This window comes from Rhodococcus sp. 7Tela_A2 (assembly GCF_049311045.1).
In the GTDB taxonomy this organism is placed as follows: Bacteria; Actinomycetota; Actinomycetes; order Mycobacteriales; family Mycobacteriaceae; genus Rhodococcus.
The window spans coordinates 1-7,503 of record NZ_JAXION010000161.1 but is presented as its reverse complement, the minus strand read 5'-3'; the positions used below and the strand labels follow the sequence as shown (position 1 = coordinate 7,503).

At 67.8% G+C, this 7,503-nt stretch carries 9 protein-coding genes, 1 pseudogene and 1 riboswitch; of the genes and pseudogenes, 5 read left to right on the top strand and 5 right to left on the bottom strand.

What is annotated here, in order from left to right; all coding sequences use genetic code 11:
• Positions 1-113 precede the first annotated feature (113 nt).
• Positions 114-587 (bottom strand): general stress protein, encoded by a 474-nt coding sequence (locus TVH25_RS19940; protein ID WP_422425294.1) that lies wholly within the window; start codon positions 585-587, stop codon positions 114-116.
• A gap of 128 nt (positions 588-715) precedes the next feature.
• On the opposite strand from TVH25_RS19940, the gene TVH25_RS19935 reads away from it, so the two are divergent.
• The 3 genes and pseudogenes from TVH25_RS19935 to TVH25_RS19925 all read left to right on the top strand — a co-directional run bounded on the left by TVH25_RS19935 (position 716) and on the right by TVH25_RS19925 (position 2,253).
• The gene (locus tag TVH25_RS19935) at positions 716-1,327 is read left to right on the top strand and encodes a TetR/AcrR family transcriptional regulator (protein WP_169621352.1); all 612 of its coding nucleotides are present in this window, start codon (positions 716-718) and stop codon (positions 1,325-1,327) included.
• Positions 1,275-1,805: pseudogene (locus TVH25_RS19930) on the top strand (PfkB family carbohydrate kinase); the annotation flags it as partial. The gene TVH25_RS19935 and the pseudogene TVH25_RS19930, both read left to right, overlap by 53 nt.
• Positions 1,806-1,935: 130 nt before the next feature.
• Positions 1,936-2,253: a PfkB family carbohydrate kinase gene (locus tag TVH25_RS19925; protein ID WP_422425293.1), complete on the top strand. Its 318-nt coding sequence runs from the start codon at positions 1,936-1,938 to the stop codon at positions 2,251-2,253.
• Between the two features lie 22 nt (positions 2,254-2,275).
• On the opposite strand, the gene TVH25_RS19920 is transcribed toward TVH25_RS19925, so the two are convergent.
• From TVH25_RS19920 to TVH25_RS19910, 3 genes are all read right to left on the bottom strand, one after another.
• Entirely contained in the window at positions 2,276-3,106 is an 831-nt protein-coding gene (locus TVH25_RS19920) for an ABC transporter (RefSeq protein WP_169621350.1), read from the bottom strand.
• A gap of 51 nt (positions 3,107-3,157) precedes the next feature.
• Entirely contained in the window at positions 3,158-3,472 is a 315-nt protein-coding gene (locus TVH25_RS19915) for a DMT family transporter (RefSeq protein WP_169621349.1), read from the bottom strand.
• An 11-nt stretch (positions 3,473-3,483) separates the two neighbouring features.
• A riboswitch (guanidine-III (ykkC-III) riboswitch) is annotated at positions 3,484-3,550 on the bottom strand.
• Between the two features lie 74 nt (positions 3,551-3,624).
• Positions 3,625-3,831, bottom strand: coding sequence for a hypothetical protein (locus tag TVH25_RS19910; RefSeq protein WP_169621348.1), 207 nt, complete (start codon positions 3,829-3,831; stop codon positions 3,625-3,627).
• Positions 3,832-4,004: 173 nt separating this feature from the next.
• Between TVH25_RS19910 and TVH25_RS19905 the strand changes: the two genes are divergently transcribed.
• A complete protein-coding gene (locus TVH25_RS19905; protein WP_422425292.1) occupies positions 4,005-5,135 on the top strand; it encodes an alpha/beta hydrolase in 1,131 nt (376 codons plus the stop codon).
• Between the two features lie 33 nt (positions 5,136-5,168).
• Here the strand turns inward: TVH25_RS19905 and TVH25_RS19900 are convergent, their stop codons facing one another.
• Positions 5,169-5,819: a TetR/AcrR family transcriptional regulator gene (locus TVH25_RS19900; protein ID WP_296551398.1), complete on the bottom strand. Its 651-nt coding sequence runs from the start codon at positions 5,817-5,819 to the stop codon at positions 5,169-5,171.
• 179 nt (positions 5,820-5,998) lie between these two features.
• Here TVH25_RS19900 and TVH25_RS19895 point away from each other — a divergent pair, with 179 nt between their 5' ends.
• Positions 5,999-7,459: a DHA2 family efflux MFS transporter permease subunit gene (locus TVH25_RS19895; RefSeq protein ID WP_296551399.1), complete on the top strand. Its 1,461-nt coding sequence runs from the start codon at positions 5,999-6,001 to the stop codon at positions 7,457-7,459.
• Positions 7,460-7,503: the final 44 nt, after the last annotated feature.

Here is a 7,503-nt window from a genome sequence, read left to right as displayed (position 1 = left end):
CCCCCCCGGCCGCCCCCCCGGGGGGGGGGGCTCCCCCCCCCCGGGGGGGGGCCCCACCCCCCCCCCCCCCCCCCCCCCGGGGGGGGGGGGCAGCACGGTGGATGAGGGGCGGGTCAGCGGAGAGCGAGCTTCCGGCGTGCCTGGTCTTCGAAGTCGCTGTCGACCATCAGGTCATAGCGGGCGGCCTCGATGCTCTTGCGGGAGACGAAGTCGCGGCGGCCGCCGGTGCTCCAGTGCGCCGCGAATCCCAGGGTTCCGCCCCACACCGCGCCGAAGGCGGCGCCGGCGAGGAGGATGGCCGCCATGCTGGTGGCCGGGAGGAACAGGGCGAGCAGGAAACCGAACAGCAGGCCCGTCCACACGCCGGCGGCCGCGCCGTTGAGTGCCGCTTTGCCGTTGGTCATCCGGCCTTTGATGCTCTCGACGGTCGTCACTCCCTGACCCACGACGCGCAGGTATTCGACCGGAAAGCCCTCGTCGGAGAGGTGGTCGATGGCCCGCTCGACTGCTTCGTATGTGCGATAGCTCTCGAGAAGGGTCTCCGAATCGGTGGCATAGCCCGTCGTCGGTGCGTAGATCTCAGTCATACGTTCCTCCTCGATGTGAATGTAACGATACGTATAGCGTAGCGTAGCGTTTCGTAGCGTTTGATTCGGGTCTTCTTTTCGGAGACACTCAGGATCATGCGGGGCATACTCGCCTGAAAAGGAGTGACATGGTGGTCGATACCGACGCAGATCCGGTGTCCGAATCGCCGCGACGCCCCGGCAAGGCACGCGCGGGAACGGATGCGCGGATCATGCGGGCGGCGCTGGAGATCCTGCGTGTGCACGGCCCCCACCGCGTCACCGTGGAGGCGGTCGCCGCCCTGTCCGGTGTAGCGAAGACGACGATCTACCGGCGCTACGCCAACCGCGAGGAGATCCTCGACGCAGCGTTGGACTCGCAGGCGATCACGCCGTGTGTGCCGGACGGTCTGTGTGTCTACGACCGGATGAAGTGGACGCTGGAACAGGTCCGGCGCGCGTTGGCGAGTGATATGGGCATGGGCAGCGTGGGTGCGGTACTCATCGACGAGGATCCGGATTTCACAGAATCGTTCCGGGAGATCATCAATGCCCGCAGCGACGTGGTGGCCGGTGTGCTTCGCGCCGCTGTCGACGCCGGTGCGGTCCGCGCCGACCTCGACATCGACACGGCGGTGTCCATGCTCGTCGGTTCGTATCTCGGTGCGTACCTCCGTCACGGCGAGGTGAGCGAGTCGTGGGCCGACGGTGTCGTCCACGCCATGTGCCCGGAACTCGAACCGGACGCGCACGAGCACTGAGTCGCTCGGCGGACACGCCGTCCGTAGGGTCGAGAGGGTGACAGACGTTCAGGGCTGTGTGGTTGCCGTCGTCGGATCCTTGAATCTGGATCTGACCGCCACGGTTGCGCGGGCGCCCGACGAAGGCGAAACCGTACTCGGCCGACGCCTCGACACCTATCCGGGCGGCAAGGGCGCGAACCAGGCCATCGGCGCCGCACGGATCGCTCCTACCGCCGTCGTCGGCGCCGTGGGATCCGACAGTGCCGCCACTGCGCTGCGTTCCGCGCAGGCGGCCGCGGGCGTGAACACCGACCACCTGCTCAGCGTCCAGGTGCCCACCGGACGTGCGATCGTCGTCGTGACCGACGACGGCCGGAATCGGATCATCGTGATACCCGGAGCGAACTCGAAGGTGTCGGCCACCGACGTCACCGCGGCGCTCGACACGCTGGACCCTGCGGTCGTACTCACCCAACTCGAACTGCTGCCCGCCGCGACGGCGGCCGCCGCCGAGTGGGCGCGTGCCCATCACCGGCGGTTCGTTCTCAACCCCAGCCCGGTTGCCCCGCTCGGCGAGGGCGCCCCCCCCCGCCGCGCCCCCCCCCCCCCACGCCGATCCGCTCGTCGTGAACGAGAGCGAAGCGCTCTACTACGCGGATGCCTCCGCGGGCGACGACCCGGACGAGATCGTCGCCAGGCTCCTCGAACGCGTCCGGACCGTGGTGATCACCCGGGGTGCGGACGACGTGGTGGTCGCCACCGAGGACTACGTCGAACGCATCGCGGTTCCGAGGGTGCGTGCGGTGGACACGACCGGTGCGGGCGACCACTTCGCGGGAACCCTGGCCGCGCTGCTCGGTACGGGCCACGACCTTTTCGCCGCAGCACACGAGGCCGCGAGGGCCGCGGCGATCCTCGTCGCGTCGCACCGTGCCCAGCGCTGACCGGCCGACACGCCGGAGCGTGTCACGTGGGCGGCATCAATTCGCCCTTGCTGCCGCGTAGCCATCGTCCGGGCAGCCTGCCCGCGAGGTCGCCGAGCGGACCGACCGCGCCGCGCAGCAACTCGACGGTTTCCTGAAGCATGTCGACGCTCGCGTTCATCTTGATGATTCCCGGCGTCAACTCCGCGAGGGTGGCGGAGAGCGAGACGATCTGATCGAGGGGGCCGCCCCGGGCGAGCAGCCGGTCGAGGGCACCCTGCTCGGCCAGCAACACCTCGAGTGCGCCACCCTCCGCCAACGCCCGCTCGACGACACCGCCCGGCCGGGTCGCGACGTCGACGATCCCGCCCGGCGACGTCAGCCGCTCCACGGCTCCGTCCTGCGCCAGCAGTCGCTCGAGAGGCCCGTCGGACGCCGTCAGCCGATCGAGCAACCCGCCGTCCGAGAGCAATCGGTCGAGAGCGCCGTCGTCGGCGAGGACCCGGTCCAGCGGCCCGCCGGGAGCGGTCAGGCGATCGAGCGCTCCGCCTGGCACCAGCAACCGGTCGAGTAGTCCGCCCGGAGCGGTGAGCCGGTCGACGGGCCCGCCCGGTTCCAGCAGACGATCGAGCGGTCCGCCGGGACGCAGCGCCTGGCCGAGTGCGCGATCTTCCGAGGTCAGCGTCGAAATCTGCTGTAACAATCCGCGCGAACTCCGGGCCGCGGGCAGACCGACGGCGCCGAGTGCCGAATATGTCTGCGGCGACACCGCGATACGGACCGTACCGACGACAACTTCGGTGATTCCGAGCGCCGTATCGGCCACGGACATACCGACCCGGAGCGGGAGTGCCAAAGCGGAACCGAGGCTCATGGGGTCACTGTAACCGCACGGCCGTTATGCGCCAGGGACCTCGCGCAGCGGTCAATGCACGAGTTTCAATCCCACGACACAGGCCACGATCCCGCCGATCAACAGCAGCTTGACGAGCGTTGCGGACTCGGTGCCGGTCACCATCGCGTAGCCGACGGTCAGAGCGGCGCCGATACCTACCCACACCGCATAGGAGGTACCCACCGGAAGCGTGCGCATCGCGTAAGCGAGGCCCGCCATGCTCGCGACCACCGTGACGCCGAAGATCACCGTCGGCCAGAGCTTGGTGAAGCCGTCGGATTTCCCGAGAGCGGTCGCCCAGACCGCTTCGAGAACACCGGAGAGGACGAGAACGATCCAGGCCATGACGCAACGCTCCTACACCGTCTTGTCGCTCGCCGGGTACGGTGCGCTCGTCCGGGGGAAACCGATGACAGCCCCTACCGGCAGGTTATGAAGACTCGAGGCGGGAGGCAAGCCGTCACCGCCGGATGTGACGCGTCGGACCACGAACGGCGTCAGGACGCGACGAGCATCTCCGACTCCTCGACCACCGCGGTGCATGCGCATCCGCCGACCAGGTCGGTGCATTCGGCGACCAGCGCATGCCGGACGATCGAGAGGTCCACGCAGGTGTCGTCGGTGCACTCGACTTCCACCGCCGAGTGCAGGATCAACGACCCGTGGCAATGGTCGATTCGGCTGTCGCACTCCCTACACGTCATAGTCCTTTGATAGCACTCGCCACGGACAGGCCGTTCGAGGCGGGTCCCCTGGCGTGTTGCGCGTCGCAGCCGACAACTTCCCAGCATGCGCCGCCCGGCCGGGCGCTGTGACCGGGCCGAGTGCCCATACGATCTTGGAACCCGGACCGTTCAGCAAGCAGCGGAGGCATCTCATGGGAATCACGGACTCGGTGACGCGCGCGGTCCACAACGCGTGGTCGTTGTTCGTCGCAGACGGAGTCGCGGCACCTCACCGGACGCCCTCGGTTGTCGTCGGGCAGGGACCCCACCGGACGTTGCGCCGGTTCGGCGCCGAGGACGACGGCGGTGATCCGGTTCTTCTGGTGACGCCGCTCGCCGCGTCGCCCGCGTGCTTCGACCTGATGCCGGACCAGAGCCTGGTGCAGTATCTCGCCGGCCTCGGCCGCAGCGTCTTCGTCGTGGAATACGGCGAGATGAGTGCCGAGGACCGCGACCTGGGACTCGACTACTGGATCGACGACATCGTGCCCGACGCGATCCACCGGGTATCCGAACTGTGCGGCGGGCGCGACGTGGACGTCGTCGCCTGGAGTATCGCCGGAGCCATGGCACTGCTCACCTCCGCCGCGCATCCCGATCTGCCGGTGCGGTCCATCGCCGCCTTCGGAAGTCCGCTCGACTTCGCGAAGATTCCCGTGATGGCGCCGCTGCGGCTGGCCGGGAAGATCTGCGCGGAGCCCGCGATCGATGTTCTCGACGCGGTGTTCGGTGGCGTTCCGGCTCCGCTGGTCCAGGCCGCGTACCGCATCACCGCGCTCGACCGGGAACTGACGCGGCCGTGGTTCATCGCCTCCAACATCACCGATGCGGACAAGCTGGGGCGAATGGAATTCGTGGATCGGTTCCAGGAGCAGATCTACGGCTATGCGGGCCGCGCGTTCCGTCAGCTCGCCCGGATCACGGTCGCCAACGACCTGTCGTCCGGGGCGCTCCACCTCGGCGAGCGGATCGTAGACCTGGCCGACGTCACGGTTCCGGTGCTCGCCTTCGCCGGGACAGAGGACATCCTCGCGCCGAGCCGAGCCGTCGAACCGGTTACCCGGTTGCTGCCGAACGCACGGGTGCGGTTCGTCCGGGTACCGGGCACACACCTCGGGATGCTCACCGGTGCCCGTGCGCGCACCACGTCGTGGGCAGAACTCGCCGCGTTCCTCGAGGAACCGGGGGTCGACGTCCCGGCAGAATTCGACGACCCGGGAGACGACCGGCCGGCACCCACGCCGCCGGCCGCGACGAGGCGGCCGGACCGGACCGTCAGTTAGAGCAGAGCTACGACGCTTTGTCGTCGGAAAGAATCAGGCGTCGCTGCCGGTGAAGATCCGGCGTGCTTGCCTGCGTGTCGACCGATAGATCTCCACAAGGTCCCCGCTGTCGCCCTTTTCGATGCCGTCGACCCACGCGTCGAAGGCGGTACGCGTCGCGACGCCCGCCGCTTCGACGAGCAGTCGTGCGTAGGTCGGGGGACGGATGCCGTCCACCTTTGCCGCGACACTCTGGGTGATGCGGCACATCGCGACGGCGTCGGTGGCGAAGGCTGCTGCGCGGAGGTGATCGTCGGACGCGATGAGGCGGCGGGCTCTGAGAAGGCGGTCCTTGGTGTCGTCGGAGCTTGCCATGAGCCGGCACAGGGAGCGCTCGTAGAGGGCTTCGATGCCGTCGAGGTCGACCTGCTCGGGAGGGACCGATTCGAGCCAGGAGAGCAGTTCGGCTTCGAACTCCCGGTCCGGCTCGTACACCGACTCCTCTTTGGTGGCGAAGCAGCGGAAGAAGGTGCTCGGCGATACGCCGGCCGTGCGCGCGATCTCGTCGACCGTCGTCGCAGCCGCGCCCTGCTGTTCGAAGAGGGTCAGAGCCGCACGAGTGATCTCGCGGCGTGTCTCCTGTCTTCTGCGTTCCCGCAGGTCCGGGACGCGCGCAGGTGGGGCCGATCCGGCCGGGGAAACCATCCGATCGCTCCTTTCGCTCCGGGCAGGCAAACGCGAGGTGTCCTGGCCGAAGCCGACTCAACAGCGGAACTCATGTTAACAGCTGAAATCAATTTGACAGTGACTACCATTTGGAGTGACCCTTTCAGAACTGAAGCAGTCGCGGCAGCAGAGGTCCACATCCAGAAAGTTCCACTCAGATGCAGATACAACAGGCCGACGACCGACCGGACATCGTCCCCGAGGAAAAGCTGGACCGCGGAAGCATCCTGCTGATCGGTGTCCTCGTCATCGCAGCCTTCGTCATGATCCTCAACGAGACGATCATGAGCGTCGCGCTACCGCGCTTGATGGACGACCTCGACATCACGGCCAGCACCGCCCAATGGCTCACGACCGGCTTCCTGCTGACGATGGCAGTCGTCATTCCCGTGACCGGCTACCTGTTCCAGCGCTTCACCCTCCGTCAGGTGTTCATCGCCGCGATGGGCATCTTCAGCGCCGGTACGTTGCTCGCGGCGCTCGCCCCCGGATTCGAAGTGCTTCTGGCGGGACGCGTGACGCAGGCCGGCGGCACCGCCATCATGCTGCCGTTGCTGATGACGACGGTGCTGCGCGTGGTTCCCGCCAACAGGCGGGGAAGCATGATGGGCGTCATTTCCATCGTCATCGCGGTGGCCCCCGCCATCGGGCCCACCGTGTCGGGCATCGTTCTGAACGCGCTCGACTGGCGGTGGATGTTCTGGATCGTCCTGCCCATCGCGCTCGTTTCGTTCGCTATCGGGGTGGCGCTGGTCAAGAACGTGACCAGTCCGGTCGCCGTCCCGCTCGATCTGGTGTCGGTCGTGCTGTCGGTCTTCGCGTTCGGCGGAATCGTCTACGGGCTGAGCAGCATCGGACATTCGGCCGAGGGATCGGCAGTGCCGGTCTGGATCCCGCTCGGTGTCGGCGTGGTCGCGTTGATCGTGTTCGTGCGGCGGCAGATCTCGAGGCAAAGCGCAGGACGCGCGCTGCTCGACCTGCGTCCCTTCTCGACTCCGACATTCAGCATCGGCCTCGGGATGCTGGCGATCAGCATGATGGCGCTGTTCGGCGCTCTGATCCTGCTCCCGCTGTACCTGCAGAACATTCGCGGCCTCGACACCCTCACCACGGGTCTGATGCTGCTGCCCGGCGGTCTGGTGATGGGCTTCCTGTCGCCGTTCGTCGGGCGGATCTTCGACCGCACCGGACCGCGCGTGCTCGTGATCCCCGGCGCCGTCGTCGTCAGTTCCGCGTTGTGGCTGATGACGTTGCTCGACGCGGAGTCCGCCCTGCCGATGGTCGTGGCCGTCCACACACTCCTGATGGCCGGCCTCGCGACGGTGATGACCCCGCTCATGACCTCGTCGCTGGGATCACTTCCGAGCGAACTCTATTCGCACGGCAGTGCCATCTTCAGCACGATCCAGCAGTTGGCGGGCGCCGCGGGTACCGCGCTGTTCATCACCGTCATGTCGAGTACGGCGGCGTCGCGTGCGGCGGACGGTGCAACCGAGCTGAGCGCGAGCCAGTCGGGTATCCACACGGCGTTCCTCTACGGCGGGGTCGTGTCCCTCGTCGCGGTCGCCGCGTCCTTCTTCATCCGGACGCCGAAGGCGGGCACTCTCACCTCCGCCTGACGTCGTCGCCCAAAAACGGGCCCGGCCCCGTTCGGGTGCCGGCC